Source organism: Rhodococcus sp. NS-SX18 (genome assembly GCF_057367935.1).
The window spans coordinates 4,792,685-4,809,949 of record NZ_CM170633.1 but is presented as its reverse complement, the minus strand read 5'-3'; the positions used below and the strand labels follow the sequence as shown (position 1 = coordinate 4,809,949).

Below are 17,265 nucleotides of genomic sequence, written 5' to 3'. Positions count from 1 at the left end.
TCGAGCTCCGGCGGGTGGCCCTGACGGGCGCGGTCGAATTGCCCGCCCGCAGGTGTGCTGTGTCTAATGGGTTCGCCAAGTCGTCGCTGTCGGGGCGGACGTGGGTGCGACGGCACGAACGAACGATGGGTTGTCGAATGTTCGAGAACAAGGGTCGGCCGAGCAGTCGCGGCCGCGCCGGACGCTGGTCCGGTCGTGTCGTCACCGCGCTGGTGGGTGTCGGCGCCGCCACGCTCACCATGACGGGACCCGCCGCCGCGGTACCCCTGTGGCCCGGCGGACCCGAACTGCCGAGCGTGCAGGAACTCGTCGAACGGTTGCCGGGCCAGGCTCCGGAACCGGCCCCGTTCTCTGCGCCGTCGATCAACCCGTCGAACGGCGAGACCGTGGGCGTCGCGCAGCCGATCATCATCCGCTTCGACGAGCCGATCACCGACCGCGCCGCCGCCGAGCGGCACATCGAGGTCGAGGCCGACCCGCCCGTCGACGGGCACTTCTACTGGGCGTCGGACCGGCAGGTGCGCTGGCGTCCCTTCGAGTTCTGGCCCGCACACACCCAGGTCACCGTGAACGCCGGGGGCACGCAGTCGTCGTACACCGTCGGCGACGCGCTGATCACCGTCGCGGACGACGCCACCAAGACCATCACCGTCACCCGCAACGGTGAGGTCGTCAAGACCATGCCGACGTCGTTCGGCAAGCCGGGCTACGAGACGCCCAACGGCACCTACATCGTCGGCGAGAAGTTCCGCGACATGTACATGGACTCGTCCACGTACGGCGTGCCGGTGGACTCGCCCGAGGGGTACCGCACCTACGTCGAGTACGCGACCCGCATCTCCAACAGCGGCATCTTCGTGCATGCGGCGCCGTGGTCCGAGTGGGCGCAGGGCAGCACGAACGTCAGCCACGGCTGCCTGAACGTGAGCACCGAGGACGGCCGCTGGTTCTTCGAGAACGCCCGGAAGGGTGACCCGGTGATCGTGCAGAACACCGGTGGCGGCACCCTCAACGGCTGGGACGGCCTCGGCGACTGGAACCTCTAGTCGCACAACGGCCGGCGCCGGCGAGCACTTCGTGACCGCGAAGGTGGCGAGAGTACTCGTCGGCGCCAGACCGGCGTAACCTCCGGTTCGTTCGCGGCAGACACACTGCCGCAGTGCGCTCGAGTCCGGAAAGAGTACTGCCCCGAACCGACCGGGGTCCGTGGGGACGCCCCTGGGGCGACTACGCGCTGTTCGCCGCGCTGATCGGGCCGAATCTCGCGCTGCTGGTCCTGTTCACGTACCGGCCGCTCGTCGACAACATCCGACTGTCGTTCTTCGAGTGGAACATCTCGAGCCCCACCGCGACGTTTGTCGGACTCGGCAACTACCGCGAGTGGTTCGGCCGTGCCGACACCTGGCAGATCGTCGGCAACACCGTCGCCTTCACCGTCGCCACCGTCGCGGGATCCATGCTGCTCGGGCTGGCGCTGGCGCTCCTGCTGGATCGGAAACTGCTGGGCCGCAACCTTGTCCGGTCCGCGCTCTTCGCCCCGTTCGTCATCTCCGGTGCCGCGGTGGGGGTGGCGTTCCAGTTCGTGTTCGACCCCAACTTCGGCCTCGTCCAGGATCTGCTGGGCAGGCTGGGGCTGAACACCCCGGACTTCTACCAGGATCCGACCTGGGCGCTGGTGATGGTCACCCTCACCTACCTGTGGAAGAACCTCGGCTACACGTTCGTGATCTACCTGGCGGCCCTGCAGGGCCTGCGTCCCGAACTGTCCGAGGCCGCCGCGATCGACGGCGCCTCGTCGTGGACCGCCTTCCGGCGCGTCCTGCTGCCGCAGCTCCGTCCCACCACGTACTTCCTGTCGATCACCGTACTGCTCAACTCCTTCCAGGTCTTCGACATCATCAACGTGATGACCCGAGGCGGACCGCTCGGCACCGGCACCACCACGATGGTCTACCAGGTCTACAACGAGTCCTTCCGGAACTTCCGGGCCGGCTACGGTGCCACCGTCGCGACGATCATGTTCCTCGTGCTGCTGGCTGTCACGGTCTACCAGGTGCGCCTGATGGACCGCGACGACGCGCCGCGCCCCGCCCGTCGTCCCCGGCGCGTGCGTGGGCGTGTCCGTGCGCATGCGACCGAATGTCACATTGGTTCGATTACATCGAACCAATGTGACATTCGGTCGGGCCGGCGGGCGGGGGTTGCAGAATGACGACGCTGCTGGACCGTCCGATCGCGCCCGCGGAACCGGAAGCGGCGCAGCCGTACCGGCGACGCGAGCGCACGATCCGGGTACTCGCCTACGCCGCGATGGTCGTGGCGCTGCTCGTCGTGGCGCTGCCGTTGTACTGGATCGTGGTGACCTCGTTCAAGCAGCGACCCGACATCTACACGCTGCCGGTCACCTGGTGGCCCGGCGTGTTCCATCCACAGAACTACACCGAGGCGGTCACCTCGGTGCCGTTCGGCACGTTCCTGCGGAACTCGCTGATCATCACCACGGTGCTGTCGAGCGTGAAGTTCGTCCTCGGCATCCTGAGCGCCTACGGTCTGGTGTTCCTGCGCTTCCCCGGCAAGAACCTCGTGTTCCTCGGGATCGTCGCCGCGCTCATGGTGCCGAACCAGATCACCGTCATCTCCAACTACGCGCTGGTGGCGGAATGGGGATGGCGCAACACCTTCCAGGGGATCATCGTGCCGCTGGCAGGTGTGGCATTCGGAACGTTCCTGCTGCGCAACCACTTCCTGTCCATCCCCGCCGAGATCATCGAGGCGGCGCGGATGGACGGCGCCGGGCACGTCCGCCTGTTGTGGCGGGTGGTGCTACCGGTGTCCGGGCCGACCCTGGTCGCGTTCGCACTCATCACCGTGGTCAACGAATGGAACGAATACCTGTGGCCGTTTCTCATGGCCGACGACGCGTCCGTGGCGCCGCTGCCGATCGGGCTGACCCAGCTGCAGAACAACGACGGCGTCACCAACTGGGGACCGGTGATGGCCGGCACGGTGCTGGCCATGCTGCCGATCCTCGTGATCTTCCTTGCGCTGCAACGTCACATGATCAAGGGCCTCACCTCCGGTGCGGTCAAGGGCTGAACTCTCCTAGGAGCAATCTCGTGAACATCGACAGGCGTAGGTTTCTCGGACTGACGGGGGTCGTCGCGGCGAGCGCCGCGCTGGCCGCGTGCGCCGGCACCGGCTCGTCCGGACCGTCGGAGCCCGCCACCGCCGCGAACACCGTCAAGTTCTGGTCCAACCACCCGGGCAAGTCCCAGGACGTGGAGCGGGAGCTCATCGCCCGGTTCGAGGCGAGGTACCCGGAGTTGACGGTCGACCTGATCGACGGCGGCAAGAACTACGAAGAGGTGTCGCAGAAGTTCAACGCGGCCCTGTCCGGGGGCGATCTGCCCGATGTGGTGGTCCTGTCGGACGTGTGGTGGTTCAACTACGCGCTGACCGGCGCGATCACACCGCTCGACGATCTGTTCACCGAGGTCGGCGTCGACACCGGGGACTACGTCGATTCGCTGCTGGCCGACTACCTCTTCGAGGGCCGTCATTTCGCGCTGCCCTATGCCCGCTCGACGCCGCTGTTCTACTACAACCGCGACGTCTGGCGGCAGGCCGGTCTTCCCGACCGCGGGCCCGCCACCTGGCAGGAGTTCGCCGAGTGGGGCCCCGAACTGCAGCGCGTGGTCGGATCCGGCAAGCTGGCGCACGGCTGGGGCAATGCCAAGGACTACCTCGGCTGGACCTTCGAAGGACCGATCTGGACGTTCGGCGGAGCCTACTCCGACGGCTGGCGGCTGCGTTTCGGCGACCCGGAGACGATCGCCGCGGGACAGTTCCTGAAGGACATGATCCACACCGGCAGGTACGCGGGCGTGTCCACGGACATCGCCAACGACTTCTCGGCCGGGATCATCGCGTCCACCATCGCCTCGACAGGCGACCTGTCCGGCATCACCGCCAACGCCGCGTTCGACTTCGGCACCGCGTTCCTGCCCGCCCCGGACGGGACGCCGGGGTGTCCCACCGGCGGTGCGGGACTGGCGATTCCGGCGAACATCTCCGACGAGCGGAAGCGCAACGCGCTGAAGTTCGTCGACTTCGTCACCAACGCAGAGAACACCGCCTATTTCTCGCAGAAGATCGGCTACATGCCGGTACGCAAGTCCGCCACCGAGGATCCCGCGATGAAGGCGTTTCTCGAGCAGAACCCCAACGCCCGCACCGCGGTCGACCAACTCGCACGCACCCGGTCGCAGGACTACGCGCGCGTCTTCGTTCCGGGCGGCGACCAGATCATCGGCACCGGCCTCGAACAGATCGCGCTGCAGGGCGCCGACGTGACGACGGCGTTCGGCGACGTCGCGCGGCAGCTGCAGCAGATCATCGACCGTCAGATCACCCCGAATCTGTAGGGAAAGCATTGGCAAGCATACGTTTCCGATCCGTCACCCACCGCTATCCCGGCGCCGACCGGCCGTCGGTGGACCGCCTCGATCTCGAGGTCGCGGACGGGGAGTTCCTGGTCCTGGTCGGCCCGTCGGGCTGCGGGAAGACCACGAGCCTGCGCATGCTCGCCGGCCTCGAGGCGGTCGACGACGGCCGCATCGAGATCGGCGGGGCCGACGTGACGGGACTGCCGCCCAAGGCCCGCGACGTGGCGATGGTGTTCCAGAACTACGCGCTCTACCCGAACATGACCGTGGCTGAGAACATGGGTTTCGCACTGCGCAACGCCGGCGTCGGCAGGGTGGAACGGACGGCGCGGGTGCTCGACGTCGCGCGGATGCTCGAACTCGAGCCGCTGCTCGACCGCAAGCCGGGCAACCTCTCGGGCGGGCAGCGACAGCGGGTGGCCATGGGGCGGGCGATCGTGCGACGGCCCGCGGTGTTCTGCATGGACGAACCGCTGAGCAACCTCGACGCGAAACTGCGCGTCAGCACGCGTTCGCAGATCGCGGGACTGCAGCGGCGGCTCGGCACGACGACCGTGTACGTCACCCACGACCAGGTGGAGGCCATGACGATGGGGGACCGGGTGGCCGTCCTCGACGGCGGTCGCCTGCAGCAGGTCGCCGCACCCCGCGTCCTGTACGACAACCCCGTCAACACCTTCGTCGCCGGGTTCGTCGGTTCGCCCGGCATGAACCTGCTCGACGCACCCGTCCGCGACGGCGCGGCCGTGCTCGGCGCTCTGCGAGTGCCGGTACCGGCCGGCGTCGACGCCGAACGGATCGTCGTGGGGGTGCGGCCCGAGGCCTGGACTCCCGTCGGCGCGTGGCGGTCCGGGACCCTGTCCCTGACGGTGGACCTCGTCGAGCAGCTCGGCGCGGAGGCCTTCGTCCATGCGACGGCGGCCGGGCCGGCAGACTGGTCGAGCGCGTCGGGCAAGGTTGTGGTGCGGGTGGATCGGCGAGTGGCGATCGGCCCGGGGGAACAGGTGTACCTGCTCCCGCAACCGGGTGAGGTCTACTTCTTCTCCGCGACGACGGGTGCCCGCCTCGGTGTGGGCGACCGAATGTCACATGCGGTCGATTCGATCGAACGCGTGTGACATTCGGTCGAAGCGGGGGCACGCGGGAGGGCAGGCTCAGCCTGGATACGGCGGGTACTGCCGTTCGCGCAGCACGGTGCTCAGGTGCACGGCGTTCCGGGCCAGCGCCTGCGTGGTCGTGGAAACCGGTTCGGGCACCTCGGACAGGTCCTTGAAGTCCGTGCCGGACATCGCTTCCCCGTTCCAGTAGGTGCAGCCCTGGGCCGGGATGCTGAATCCGATGTCGTTGAGACCCTGGAAGAGGTCGGCGACGATCTTGTGCGCACCGTCCTCGTTGCCCACGACCGCGGCGACGGCGACCTTCCCGACCATGCGAGGCCGGTTCTCGTCGTCGGTGCTCGACAGTTCCGCATCGAGGCGTTCGAGTACGCGCTGGGCGACGCTGGACATGTGGCCGACCCAGGTCGGCGTGGCGACGACCAGGATGTCGGCGGCGGCGATGCGTTCGAGCAGGCCCGGCCACTCGTCGCCGTCACCCATGTCTGCCTCTATTCCGGGACGGACGTCGTGGTCGACGACCCGCACCGACTCGGTGGTCACACCGTGCGGGGCGAGGGCGGACAGTACATGCGACACCATCAGATCGGTGCTGGACTCCGCCGGGGACGGCTTGAGTGTGCAGTTCAGGGCAAGGGCACGAAGGGTGGTCATGGGTGCGGTTACCCGGTCGGGTGAGGGTCAATCCCCGGCCGCGGGTTTCCCCGGCCGCGGGTTTCCCCGGCCGCGGTGCGGGCATCCGGGTGACCGCACCGGTGCCGGGACGAGCCGCACCGGCCGGCCAGTGGGAAGGGAGGACGGCAGTGGAGGAGAAAGAGCTCCGGGTCGGCGACGGGGTGGAATGGAACAGTCACGGCAGCACCGTGAGCGGCGTGGTGGAGGAGATCCTCACCGCGGACACCGAGGCAGCCGGACGGACGGTGCGAGCCTCGGAGGACGATCCGCAGTACCGCGTGCGCAGCGACAACAGCGGCAGCGATGCCGTGCACAAGGCCGGCGCGCTGCGCCGGCACTCGAAGCGGAATGCGGACCGGAGGAACACCTGATGGCAGAGCCGAATTCGTATCGATACACCGCAACGGCCGAGGACACCTCGGTGCGCATCGACGGGCACTCGCCGGACCTGCGCGTGACGACGCCGGACAACGCCGCCGGGTTCGACTCGGTGACGCCCGAGCAACTGTATGCGGCGGCACTGGCGGCGTGCGTGTACCAGACCCTGATCGCGACGGCGTCGGCCGGCGATCACGACCTGGGGGAGTGCGCCGTGGACGCCCGCGTGGAACTCACTCCACAGGGCAATCAGGAGTTCGATCTCTCCGCCGAGGTCGACGTGCGGCTGCCTCGTGTCGAGGATCGCGATGCGCGGGAAGCCCTCGCGTTGCGGGCTGTCGAACGGTGTCCGATGGCGAAGTCGGTCCAGGTGCGACTCGCCGGCGCGCACGCGTCGTGACGAGCACGAGCCGGCACGCACGGTGACAGCGCCCTGCGGATACGAGCGCCGCTACCCGGCCGGAGCCGACCCGGCGGGCAGGCAGGGTCCGTCCGGTGGCGGGGTGTGCTCGTAGCCGGGGTAGCAGGGCAGGACCTGCGGCGCTGCGGGCGCCGGTGCCGGCGCCGGGGCGGGCGCGGGGCCTGACCCGGCGGGCAGGCAGGGTCCGTCCGGTGGCGGGGTGTGTTCGTAGCCGGGGTAGCAGGGCAGGACCTGCGGCGCTGCCGGCGCCGGTGCCGGCGCCGGGGCGGGCGCGGGGCCTGACCCGGCGGGCAGGCAGGGTCCGTCCGGTGGCGGGGTGTGTTCGTAGCCCGGGTAGCAGGGCAGGACCTGCGGCGCTGCCGGCGCCGGTGCCGGGACAGGCGCCGGAGCAGGGGCAGGCGGTGCCGATCGAGGGGCCGGCCTCGCGGGGGCGGCGTCCTGCGGTGGAACCTCGGCGTCCTGCGATGGGACCTCGGCGACCTGGGATTCCTCCCGAGGGGGCGCCGGCTCCTGTTCCTCGGCCGTCGAGGTGGTCGGTGACGGCGAGGGCGCGGTCGTCGGAGAGGCCGGCTGCACCGCAATGGGGACGGGCGCCGGGTCGGCCTCGTCGGACGACACGGCCCCGAGTGCCATGCCGCCGAGGACGAGTACGAGTACGGCGACGATCGCCGCGAGAACGGGGATCAGGACGCGCCCGTTCCGGGCGAGCGGAGCGACCGCGGGAACGGACCTGCCGGTCGGATATGACGGCGAAGCTGCGGCGCGCGCCGCCGCGGCCAGCTCGCTCGCCGATCCGTAGCGCCGCGCGGGTTCGGGTGCCGTTCCGCGTGCGATGACCTCGACCATGCCGGCCGGAAGGGCCGAGATCGCCGACGACGACTGCGGTGGCCCCGCTCGTCCACCCGAGGACTGGAAGAGTCCGCCGGTGAGGCATTCGTACAGCACCGTCGTCAGGCCGTAGACGCCCGTCGCAGTGCCGGGATGCGGGGGGAACCCGACATCGGTGAGAAGGACGTTTCCGTCGCCCTGCACCAGGACGTTCGCCGATGTCACTTCCTGTTCGACCAGTCCGGCGGCGTGCACGGCCTCGAGCGCCGACGCCAGCTGCTCGACGACGTCGACTGCGCGCGGGACGTCCATCGCGCCGGTGGACCGGAGCATCGTCTGCAGATCGGTGCCTTCGACGACGGGCGTTGCGAGGAAGAGCCTGCTGCCGATCTGCCCGAAGTCGTTGATCGGGAGCACACGAGGGTTCCGGATCCGAGCGGCGATCTCGGCTTCGCGTTCGAAACGAGCGCGGTACTCGTCGTCCTCGGTCACGTCCGGCGGCAGCGCCCGCACCGCGACGTTCCGTCCCGTGGTGGTGTCGAACGCGGCCCATACCTCGCCCGTCGCGTCCACCGACAGTGGACGGTCCAGACGGTACCTACCGAACAGGGCACCAACTTGCATCTGTCACTCTCCGCCCCTCGAAGTAGCTGTGGCTGCGGATCCGTGCGCCGGAAGGATCGACCGCCTCCTCCACCGGAAGTCTATGCGGCGGACGTGCGCAGTGTCGCGCTCGGGCGCGAACCACGCTTCTACGCTGGTTCTTTCGCCTGCGGCTTCAGGCCACCGGCTGCGTCGTTGCCGGAAGTGCTGCCCGGGAGAAGCGCACGGCGCCGTCCTCGAGTCGTCCGCGGCGCATCATCACCAGGTCCCGGACGTAGTTCTGGAACAGGCGCCACGGCGCTGCGGGACCCTGCCTGGGCATCGAATCGATGCTGCGCAGCACGTACCCGGACTCGAGATCGACCAACGGGGATGTCTCGGTCGTGGTTGCGGGGGCGGTCGGGGTGCAGTAGGCATATCCGCGTGCGTCCATGTGCCGCAGCAGGCGGCACACGTATCCGGCGACGAGGTCGGCCTTCAACGTCCACGACGCGTTGGTGTATCCGACGGTGAATGCGAGATTGGGCACTCCGGAGAGCATCATCCCCTTGTACGCCAGCGTCTTTCCCATCTCGACGTCGCGACCGTCGACGCTCACGGCCATCCCGCCGAGCAGAAGCAGGTTCAGCCCCGTCGCGGTGACGATCACGTCGGCGTCGAGTTCCCGCCCGGATCCCAGGCGGATCCCGCGTTCGGTGAAGGTGTCGATCGTGTCTGTGACGACCGTCGCCCGGCCCTCGCGCAGCGCCCGGAACAGGTCGCCGTCGGGAACGAAACAGACGCGCTGGTCCCACGGGTCGTACCGCGGCCGGAAGTGGACGTCCACCTCGTAGCCCGCGGGCAGGCGGCTCTGCACACCCTTGCGTAGCAGCCGCTTGACCAGATCGGGCCGGCGCCGGCTCAACTGGAAGAAGGCCATGCTGCCCAGCACGTTTGCCCAGCGGACGACGGGATAGGCCAGCTTCAGCGGGATCCGACCGAGCAACGCGCCGGCGACCGGGTCGATCGAGGGACGTGACATGACGTAGCTCGGGGAGCGCTGCAGCATCGTCACGTGTGCGGCCGTCCTCGCGAGAGCCGGGACGAGGGTCACGGCGGTGGCGCCGCTGCCGACGACGACGATGCGCTTGCCGGTGCAGTCCAGGTCTTCGGGCCAGTGCTGCGGGTGCACGAGAGTGCCGGTGAACCGTTCCACGCCGGGGAACTCGGGCGTGTAGCCCTCGTCGTAGCGGTAGTAGCCCGAATTGACGAAGAGGAAGCCACAGGTCAGACGAACTCGCTCCCCGGTGTCGGTGCGCTCGGCCGTCACGGTCCAGCGGGCCGCCGGCGTGGACCATTCGGCGCGGACCACGCGATGCCGGAACCGGACCTTCTCGTCGATGCCGCGGTCGCGTGCGGTGCGACGGACGTAGTCGCGGATGGATGGGCCGTCGGCGAAGGTCTCGGGCTCGGCCCAGGGCTCGAACGAGTACCCCAGGGTGAACATGTCGGAGTCGGATCGGATGCCCGGGTAGCGGAAGAGGTCCCAGGTGCCGCCGATGGCGTCGCGGGCCTCCAGGACTGTGAAGGTCTTGTCCGGGCATTCGTCCTGCAGGTGGCAGGCCGCACCGATACCGGACAGGCCGGCGCCGACGATGAGGACGTCGACGTGTTCGTCGTGCATCGCGCTTCTCCGTTCCCGGGGTCTGGGCGACCGGGGCAGCTGACGAAGAACACTACCAACGCGCAGTGAACGCGGCGGCGATGCCGCAGGGAACGCGGCGGCGATGCCGCAGGGAACGCGGCGGCGATGCCGCAGGGAACTCGGCGGCGATGCCGCGGTGCACTCAGCGGCGGCGCCGCAGCGCCCCCTGCAACGCTGCGGTGCCGCCGATGCCTGCTGCCAGCACGAACAGCAGCAGGACGACATTGACCGTCACGGCTGGACCTGCCGTGACGCGCTTCGGAGATCGCACCCGTGGGGTGCGGCCGGGATGGCGAGCAGATGGGCCATTGCTGTTCCTCCGTCGACACTTCCGACTGCTGGAGCAACGCCTGGCTGGGCAGGAGAGCAGCAGTCGCCTACGTAACGAAATGCGGCTGCTTCTCAACCTCGTTCGCAACAGTAACGTCTCGGCGGCGTACCTGTAGGCCGAATCCGCGAAAATTCTGTGAAGACCCGGGAATCCCCGTCGTGCCCGAACGCTTCAGCGCGCTCCGGAGCGGACGGACCGCACCGACTGCGGATCCGCCGGGACGCATCTCTCGTAGGTGCGCACGGCGTCGGCAGCGGAACGGTCCCACGAGTAGCGGGTACTCGCCCGGTCGTGGCCGGCGAGACCGAAGGCGGTGCGCTGGACGTGGTCGGTGAGCAGGGTGTGTACCGCTGCCGCGACGGCGTCGGTCGCGTGCGGTGGCACCAGCGTGCCCGTCACCCCGTCGACGACCGTGTCGAGCAGGCCACCGACCGCGGTGGCGACCACCGGCCGGCCGCACGCCATGGCAGCGAGCGGCACGAGGCCGAGCGGTTCGTACCAGGGCGTGCATACGACGACGTCCGCCGACCGCAGCAGGGCCGGCATGTCCGTCCGGGACACGTGTCCGGTCATCCGCACCCGGTCGAGCACGCCGTGGTGCCCGGCGACGGCGCGCAGGCGTGCGGTCTCGTCGGGGGTGCCGTCGTCCGCCGGTCCGCCGGCGATCACCAGTTCCGTGTCGGGGAGCAGGGCCAGAGCCCGGATCGCCACGTCGAAGCCCATGCGCGGTACGAGCGGTCCGACAGCGACGATGCGGCGCCCCGGCCCACGCGCCGGAGCCTGGGGTCCCGTGGGCGCGAATTGTGCGAGGTCCACCCCGCAGGGCACGACGGACGTGCGGGTGCGGGGCAGGCCCAGCGCGGCGAGCTCGAACACCTCGTCCGTGCAGGTGGCGGCGACCCGGCTCGCGCCGCGCGCCAGGAGCCGCTCGAGACGGATCCGGTTCGGCGACCCGGTCTCCGCACCGCCCCGGTGCCGGCTCTCCACCACGCCCAGGGTGTGGAAGGTCTGCACCGTGGGCACCGTGACGGCGCGGGCGGCGAGCTGGGTCGCGATCCCCGGCATCCAGCAATGGGCGTGGGCGATGTCGGGGCGATCCCTCGTCCATTCCCGTTCGAGGAAGGTGCCGAACTCGCCCATCCGTGGGAGGAGTTCATCCGCCGGCAGCGGAGCCGGCGGACCGGCGGGGACGTGGACCACCTCGTACCCGTCGTCGGTCCGAACTCGCTCGGGAAAGTCGGGGTCGTCGCGACGGGTGTAGACGGTCACGTCGTGTCCCGCTCGCACCAGCGCCGCCGAGAGCTCGGCGACGTGCACCTTCCGGCCGTCGGCGTCGACCTCGCCCGGGGCCGTGAAGGGGCTTGCGTGCTCGGACACCATCGCGATCTTCATGGCCCTTCCCTTCTGCGGATCGTCGTGCTCGTCGCGTCGCCCGACAGCCTCGTCGCGCCGCCTGACAGCGAATGCGACCCGCGAACCCGTGACCGGTCCGGACTCCGAACATGCGGGGGCATCGAGAAACCGTGGACGTGCCACGACAGCACGTTCACCGAGGACGCCACAGGTGCAGGGTTGCCGATTCTGCGGCAGGTAAACCGCGTGGAGGGAATTGCCGTCGGATCGTTGCGGGCACGTTTACTCCTGTCGGTCGCGGGCACACGACTCGAAAGGCCACCGACGAAGGAGCAGCTGTGCACGCCGATCGATTCGCAGACTTCACCACCGCGACCGGCCCGTTCGCCTCGGTGTACTACGAGGATTCGCATGCGACAGAGGATGCTGCAAAGGTTGCCGAACTGACCTGGCGTTCCATCTCGGAGCAACTCGAACGACTCGGGACTCCGCAGGCCGTGCTCGACAACGTCGAGCGCGCGCTGACCGAGGCACCGACGGCGGTCGGCAGCGGCGGCCGTGCGATCGTGGCGAACCCGGAAGGGGTCCTCGTGCACGAGCGGCTCGTGCGCCCGCCGCTGCGCACCGAGGTGCGACTGTCCGACATGCCGTACCTGCTCCCGCTGGTGGAACACGGCACGAGCGGTCGGCCCTACCTCGTGGCCGCTGTCGACCACGCGGGCGGCGACCTGACCGTCTACGACCGGCACGGCGGCGTACTCCACGAGGAGACGGTCACCGGAGAGGGCTACCCGATCCACAAGGCTGCCGGCGCCCAGTCACCCGGTTACGGGGATCCCGAACCCAACGTCGAGGAGCAGCGGCGCCGCAACATCGCTGCCGTCGCCGACCGCATCACCGAGTTGGTCGACGAGCACCACGCCGACCCGGTGTTCGTGATCGGCGAGGTCCGCTCCCGCACGGATCTGGCGGAGACCGTGCCTCAGCGCACCGGCGATGTTCTGGTGCAGGTGCAGACCGGCTCTCGTGCCGAGGGTTCCGACCGCGAACGGGTCCGCCAGTCCATCCAGGAGGAACTCGCGCAACGCCGCCTGGTCGAAATGGACGACGCGGCCGAACGCTATCGGGCCGGCGCCGGAACCGGCCTGGCGGTCGAGGGTTCGTCCGAGGTGACGGCGGCGCTGCGCGAACGACGGGTCGACACGCTGATCCTGGGAGATCTCGACGACACCACGGTGCTGGTGGGCGACGATCCGTCGCTCGTGGCTGCCGACGCAGGAGCGCTGTCCGAGATGGGTTCGGGGAGCGAACGCGTCTGCCGCGCCGACGAAGCTCTGCCGTTCGCGGCCGTGGCCACCGGCGCCACCGTGCTCCGGATGGACGAGCGCCTCACCCCCGCGGACGGCATCGGCGCACTGCTGCGCTACTGACCGCAGGTGTCAGGTTTGCGTCGGCCAGGGCACCGTCGCCTGCAGGACGGCTTCCTGCAGCGCGTCGGTGCGCCACGCCGTGACCCGCTGGTATTCGGGGTCGGCGACCATTTCGGAGAAGGCACGCCGCGACGGGTAGCGCACCAACAGGACCGCGTCCCAGTCCTGCCCGTTCTCCGCGACGAGAGCGGTCGACCCGTCGCCCGCGTAGAGCACCTCGCCGCCGTAGCGCGGCAGGAACGTCTCGTGGAGGGCGTCGGCGTAGCGGGCATAGAGTTCGCGACCACCGGCGCCGAACCGCAGCAGGTTCAGCATCACCACCGGCCCGCCCGGGTCCTCGGTGAGAAAGCGCTTCAGGTCGGCACCGCGTGGATCGACAGCCATGTTCCGGAGTCTGGCACAACACCGGACGCGCCGTGGTCTTCGCTTCCCGGCATGTCGGCCGGTCGCGGCGGCCGGAGTACAGCAGTTGCCGCACCGCATACGGTCGGAGAACGTTCCATGCACCCCCTGGTCCAGGAGCCCACCACATGACCCAGCCTGCCGAACCCATCGTCGTCCTGCTGGTCGAGGACGACGCCGGGGACGAGTTGATGACCCGCGAAGCCCTGGACGAGCACAAACTCGCCAACACCTTGCACGTCGTACGCGACGGTGAGCAGGCATTGAGCTTTCTCTTCCGGCGCGACCCCTATCCCGACGCGCCGCGGCCCGATCTGATCCTCCTCGACCTGAATCTGCCCCGGTACGACGGCCGGGAGGTCCTCGCACGGATCAAGGCGGACCCCGAACTGCGGCACATCCCGGTGGTGGTGCTCACCGCCTCCGCCGCCGAGGAAGACCTGCTGCGCAGCTATCGGCTGCACGCCAACGCCTACATCACCAAACCGGTCGACTTCCCGCAGTTCGCGGAGGTGATACGCCGGATCGACAACTTCTTCCTCCACATCGTGCGCCTGCCGCGTGGCAGCTGAGTCCTCACATCTGCACCGCTGTGGCACGTTTGGCTTCTCGCGCGGTGGGTAGCGCCTTCGGTATGACGCGTACAGACCGGATCCGGGACCCGTGGGGCGCCCGCACCCCCTACGGCCCCGGTGAGACGTGGCCGACCAGGGTCGACATGTACCTCGCCGAGGGGGTGGACGAGGACGACGTCGAGGCGTGGGTGCAGTCGGCGACGATCCTGCACTCGAACGGCGACGGGTTGGACATCGCCGTCAAGGACGGACGCATGGTCGGTGTCCGTGGCCGGGCGGTGGACCGGGTCAACCACGGCCGTCTCGGTCCGAAGGATCTGTTCGGCTGGCAGGCCAACCATTCGCCGGACCGGCTGACCACGCCGCTGATCCGGCGCGACGGCGCGCTCGTGGAAACGGACTGGGACACGGCGATGGACGCCGTCGCCGGGCGGACGAAGGAACTGTTGCAGGAGCGCGGACCCAGTTCGATCGGCTTCTACACCACCGGGCAGCTGTTCCTCGAGGAGTACTACACGCTGGCGCTGATCGGACACGGCGGCATCGGCACCAACCACATGGACGGCAACACCCGGCTGTGCACGGCGACGGCGGCTGCGGCGCTGAAGGAGTCCTTCGCGTGCGACGGCCAACCGGGTTCGTACACCGACATCGACCACGCCGACGTGATCGCGCTCTACGGCCACAACATGGCCGAGACCCAGAGTGTGCTGTGGACCCGGGTGCTCGACCGGCTCGCCGGCCCGAACCCTCCGGCGATCGTCTGCGTCGACCCGCGAGAGACGCCCGTGGCACGCGCGGCCACCGTGCATCTCGCACCCCGGCCCGGCACCAACGTGATGCTGATGAACGGGTTGCTGCACGAGATCGTGCACCACGGCTGGGTCGACCGCGACTACATCGACGCCCACACCGTCGGCTTCGCCGAACTGGAGAAGCAACTCGAGGACTACCCGGCGGAGAAGGTCGCGCAGGTGTGCGACGTCCCGCTCGCCGACCTGCGGGCGGCCGCCCGGCTCCTGGGCACCGCCGAACGGCTGCTGTCCACCGTGCTACAGGGCTTCTACCAGTCGCATCAGGCCACCGCCGCCGCCGTCCAGGTGAACAACGTGCACCTGATCCGTGGCATGCTCGGCAAGCCGGGGTGCGGGGTGCTGCAGATGAACGGTCAGCCCACCGCGCAGAACACCCGCGAGTGCGGGGCCGACGGCGACCTGCCCGCGTTCCGGAACTGGGCGAACGACGAGCACATCGCCGAACTCGGACGGGTGTGGAACATCGATCCGATGCGGATCCCGCACTACACCGCGCCCACCCACCTGATGCAGATGATGCGGTACGTCGAGGACGGTTCGATCCGGTTCCTGTACGTCAACGGCACCAATCCGGCGGTGTCGTTGCCGGAACTCGGCCGAATCCGCGAAATCCTCAGCCAGGAACGGCTCTTCCTCGTCGTGCAGGACATCTTCCTCTCCGAGACCGCGCAACTCGCGGACGTCGTGCTGCCCGCCGCCACGTGGGGGGAGAAGACCGGCACGTTCACCAACGTCGACCGCACCGTGCACCTGTCGGAGAAGGCCGTCGACCCGCCCGGGCAGGCCCGCGCCGACCTCGACATCTTCATCGACTACGCCCGCCGGCTGGGACTGCAGGACAAGGACGGACAGCCCCTGGTCAAGTGGTCGACCCCGGAGGAGGCGTTCGAGGGCTGGAAGCAGTGCACTGCGGGACGGCCCTGCGACTACACCGGTCTCTCGTACGACAAGCTCCGCGGCGGCAGCGGCATCCAATGGCCCTGCAACGACGAACACCCCGACGGCACCGAACGCCTCTACGAGGACGGGAAGTTCTGGAGCGCACCGGACTACTGCGAGAGCTACGGCCGCGATATGGTCACCGGCGCCCCGCTCGAACCGACCGAGTACAAGGCGATGAACCCCCTCGGCAAGGCGGTGATCAAGGCAGGGGAATACCTGCCCCCACACGAGGTGGTCTCCGAGGAGTTCCCGTACCTGCTCACCACCGGGCGGACGCTGTACCACTTCCACACCCGCACCAAGACCGGGCGGGCGCCGCAGCTGCAGAACGCCGCCCCCGAGGTGTGGGTGGAGATGTCCGCCTCCGACGCTCAGCGGCACGGCTGGGCGGAGGGCGACCTGCTGCGCATCACCACCCCGCGCGGCCGGGTGGAGGCACGGCTGCGGATCTGCGGCATCCGCCCCGGGGTGCTGTTCCTGCCGTTCCACTACGGCTACTGGGACACCCCCGGCGGGCACGAGCCGGGCAGCGCCGAGGGCCGGGCCGCCAACGAACTGACCGTCACCGACTGGGATCCGGCGTCGAAACAGCCCCTGTTCAAGACCGGAGCCGCCCGGGCCGAGCGTCTCCTGGCCGGTGACGGCACGCCGTCCGCCGCACCGACGACCACCGCGTCGCGTCCGGTGGGCGCCGGCGTTCCCGACACCGAGGGCGGACCTACGGCCACCGTGACCGAGACTGTCGTCGACACGAGCGGAGGCGCATCGTGAACAAGGTGGGTATGGCGATCCGCGAACTGCACCGAGCTGAGAACGACCTGGCAGGGGAGTTGTTGCAGATTTCGGATCGGCAGAAGGTGGACCACGAGATCTTCTACCTCGGGCGCGATCTCGCGCGCTGGTCCCAGCAGCACGTGCGCGAGCTCGCCCGGGTCGGGCGCGACTACGGTCTCGACCTCGACGCCGAGCCGGAGGACGATCACACCATCCTGGCCCGGCTGCGGCAGAAGGGCAGCGAACTGCTCGGCCGGCACCACGAGCCCGGCCTGCTGCTCCTGCACGACCTGCGTGAGATCCACCGGATGGCAGCCGGGGTCTCGCTGGACTGGGAGATACTGGCCCAGACCGCGCAGGCCATGCAGGACCGGGAACTGCTCGCCACGGCCGAACGCTGCCACCCGCAGACGCTACGCCAACTGCGCTGGGCCAATGCGAAACTCAAGGAGAGCGCCGCGCAGATCATGGTCACGGGCTGACCGGTGCTCGTC

The 17,265-nt window shown here is 69.3% G+C and carries 16 protein-coding genes; 11 read left to right on the top strand and 5 right to left on the bottom strand.

Annotation, left to right across the window (positions count from 1 at the left end; genetic code table 11):
• Positions 1 to 137 precede the first annotated feature (137 nt).
• The 5 genes from AC2IPW_RS22000 to AC2IPW_RS21980 all read left to right on the top strand — a co-directional run bounded on the left by AC2IPW_RS22000 (position 138) and on the right by AC2IPW_RS21980 (position 5,563).
• Positions 138 to 1,046 carry a L,D-transpeptidase gene (locus tag AC2IPW_RS22000; protein ID WP_054372542.1) on the top strand — a complete coding sequence of 303 codons (909 nt, stop codon included), beginning with the start codon at positions 138 to 140 and terminating at the stop codon, positions 1,044 to 1,046.
• 113 nt (positions 1,047 to 1,159) lie between these two features.
• On the top strand, positions 1,160 to 2,212 hold the full coding sequence (locus AC2IPW_RS21995; protein ID WP_486375685.1) for a carbohydrate ABC transporter permease: 1,053 nt from the start codon (positions 1,160 to 1,162) through the stop codon (positions 2,210 to 2,212).
• Complete coding sequence (locus tag AC2IPW_RS21990; RefSeq protein ID WP_003934843.1) at positions 2,209 to 3,096, top strand: carbohydrate ABC transporter permease; 888 nt, start codon at positions 2,209 to 2,211, stop codon at positions 3,094 to 3,096. The genes AC2IPW_RS21995 and AC2IPW_RS21990 overlap by 4 nt, the downstream gene beginning before the upstream one ends.
• A 20-nt stretch (positions 3,097 to 3,116) precedes the next feature.
• A complete protein-coding gene (locus AC2IPW_RS21985) occupies positions 3,117 to 4,424 on the top strand; it encodes an ABC transporter substrate-binding protein (protein ID WP_486375684.1) in 1,308 nt (435 codons plus the stop codon).
• An 8-nt stretch (positions 4,425 to 4,432) separates the two neighbouring features.
• Positions 4,433 to 5,563 (top strand): ABC transporter ATP-binding protein, encoded by a 1,131-nt coding sequence (locus tag AC2IPW_RS21980; protein WP_486375683.1) that lies wholly within the window; start codon positions 4,433 to 4,435, stop codon positions 5,561 to 5,563.
• Positions 5,564 to 5,599: 36 nt separating this feature from the next.
• Here the strand turns inward: AC2IPW_RS21980 and AC2IPW_RS21975 are convergent, their stop codons facing one another.
• The gene (locus tag AC2IPW_RS21975) at positions 5,600 to 6,214 is read right to left on the bottom strand and encodes a flavodoxin family protein (RefSeq protein ID WP_486375682.1); all 615 of its coding nucleotides are present in this window, start codon (positions 6,212 to 6,214) and stop codon (positions 5,600 to 5,602) included.
• Positions 6,215 to 6,363: 149 nt separating this feature from the next.
• On the opposite strand from AC2IPW_RS21975, the gene AC2IPW_RS21970 reads away from it, so the two are divergent.
• The gene (locus AC2IPW_RS21970; RefSeq protein ID WP_416061984.1) at positions 6,364 to 6,606 is read left to right on the top strand and encodes a hypervirulence associated TUDOR domain-containing protein; all 243 of its coding nucleotides are present in this window, start codon (positions 6,364 to 6,366) and stop codon (positions 6,604 to 6,606) included.
• Positions 6,606 to 7,013 carry an OsmC family protein gene (locus AC2IPW_RS21965; protein WP_003934838.1) on the top strand — a complete coding sequence of 136 codons (408 nt, stop codon included), beginning with the start codon at positions 6,606 to 6,608 and terminating at the stop codon, positions 7,011 to 7,013. The genes AC2IPW_RS21970 and AC2IPW_RS21965 overlap by 1 nt, the downstream gene beginning before the upstream one ends.
• A 51-nt stretch (positions 7,014 to 7,064) precedes the next feature.
• Here AC2IPW_RS21965 and AC2IPW_RS21960 read toward each other — a convergent pair whose 3' ends face one another.
• From AC2IPW_RS21960 to AC2IPW_RS21950, 3 genes are all read right to left on the bottom strand, one after another.
• On the bottom strand, positions 7,065 to 8,486 hold the full coding sequence (locus AC2IPW_RS21960) for a serine/threonine-protein kinase (protein WP_486375681.1): 1,422 nt from the start codon (positions 8,484 to 8,486) through the stop codon (positions 7,065 to 7,067).
• Positions 8,487 to 8,640: 154 nt separating this feature from the next.
• The gene (locus AC2IPW_RS21955) at positions 8,641 to 10,128 is read right to left on the bottom strand and encodes a flavin-containing monooxygenase (RefSeq protein WP_486375680.1); all 1,488 of its coding nucleotides are present in this window, start codon (positions 10,126 to 10,128) and stop codon (positions 8,641 to 8,643) included.
• A gap of 523 nt (positions 10,129 to 10,651) precedes the next feature.
• Entirely contained in the window at positions 10,652 to 11,872 is a 1,221-nt protein-coding gene (locus tag AC2IPW_RS21950) for a glycosyltransferase (RefSeq protein ID WP_486375679.1), read from the bottom strand.
• A 299-nt stretch (positions 11,873 to 12,171) separates the two neighbouring features.
• Between AC2IPW_RS21950 and AC2IPW_RS21945 the strand changes: the two genes are divergently transcribed.
• Positions 12,172 to 13,263 carry an Rv2629 family ribosome hibernation factor gene (locus AC2IPW_RS21945; RefSeq protein WP_486375678.1) on the top strand — a complete coding sequence of 364 codons (1,092 nt, stop codon included), beginning with the start codon at positions 12,172 to 12,174 and terminating at the stop codon, positions 13,261 to 13,263.
• 9 nt (positions 13,264 to 13,272) lie between these two features.
• Here AC2IPW_RS21945 and AC2IPW_RS21940 read toward each other — a convergent pair whose 3' ends face one another.
• On the bottom strand, positions 13,273 to 13,647 hold the full coding sequence (locus tag AC2IPW_RS21940) for a DUF1330 domain-containing protein (protein ID WP_289379315.1): 375 nt from the start codon (positions 13,645 to 13,647) through the stop codon (positions 13,273 to 13,275).
• Between the two features lie 146 nt (positions 13,648 to 13,793).
• Between AC2IPW_RS21940 and AC2IPW_RS21935 the strand changes: the two genes are divergently transcribed.
• From AC2IPW_RS21935 to AC2IPW_RS21925, 3 genes are all read left to right on the top strand, one after another.
• Positions 13,794 to 14,237 (top strand): response regulator, encoded by a 444-nt coding sequence (locus AC2IPW_RS21935; RefSeq protein ID WP_003934832.1) that lies wholly within the window; start codon positions 13,794 to 13,796, stop codon positions 14,235 to 14,237.
• 62 nt (positions 14,238 to 14,299) lie between these two features.
• Positions 14,300 to 16,768: a molybdopterin oxidoreductase family protein gene (locus AC2IPW_RS21930; protein ID WP_486375677.1), complete on the top strand. Its 2,469-nt coding sequence runs from the start codon at positions 14,300 to 14,302 to the stop codon at positions 16,766 to 16,768.
• On the top strand, positions 16,765 to 17,253 hold the full coding sequence (locus AC2IPW_RS21925) for a hypothetical protein (RefSeq protein WP_003934831.1): 489 nt from the start codon (positions 16,765 to 16,767) through the stop codon (positions 17,251 to 17,253). The genes AC2IPW_RS21930 and AC2IPW_RS21925 overlap by 4 nt, the downstream gene beginning before the upstream one ends.
• The last annotated feature ends 12 nt before the right edge of the window (positions 17,254 to 17,265 follow it).